Raw genomic sequence first — 471 nt, 5'->3', positions numbered from 1 at the left:
CACAAGGCATAGTCCGCGTACTGCACCGGCAGCGCGGCCCAGTCGGGCATCCGGCCCTCCAGCCGAGCGGTGTACGCCATGGAGATGTCCCGCGCCAGCGCACCGGTCGACCAGCCGTCACTGGCGATGTGGTGCACCAGCACCACCAGCACATGCTCCTGCGGAGCCACCGCGAACACCGTCGCCCGCAGCGGAATCTGCACGGCCAGATCGAACAGGTGGCCAGAGGCTCCAGCCACCGCCGCATCCAGTCCGCCCGGCTCGACCACCACGACCGGCACCTCGAAGCCGCACTCCTCCAGCGACAGCACCTGCTGGAACGGCCCACCATCCGCCACCGGGAACACCGTGCGCAGCACCTCGTGCCGACCCACCACATCCCGCAGCGCTTCCGCCAGGGCCTCCCGGTCCAACTCGCCGGTCAACCGCAGCGCCATCGGAATGTTGTAGGTCGCGCTCGGACCCTCCAAC

At 69.6% G+C, this 471-nt stretch carries 1 protein-coding gene; it reads right to left on the bottom strand.

Annotation, left to right across the window (positions count from 1 at the left end; translation table 11 throughout):
• A partial coding sequence (locus tag VR45_RS41310) for a condensation domain-containing protein (RefSeq protein ID WP_234326690.1) occupies positions 1-437 on the bottom strand: 437 nt, incomplete at its 3' end.
• Between the last annotated feature and the right edge of the window lie 34 nt (positions 438-471).

The sequence above is a fragment of the Streptomyces sp. NRRL S-495 genome (assembly GCF_000966955.1).
In the GTDB taxonomy this organism is placed as follows: domain Bacteria; phylum Actinomycetota; class Actinomycetes; order Streptomycetales; family Streptomycetaceae; genus Kitasatospora; species Kitasatospora purpeofusca.
This window is presented reverse-complemented; position numbering and strand designations above follow the sequence as displayed.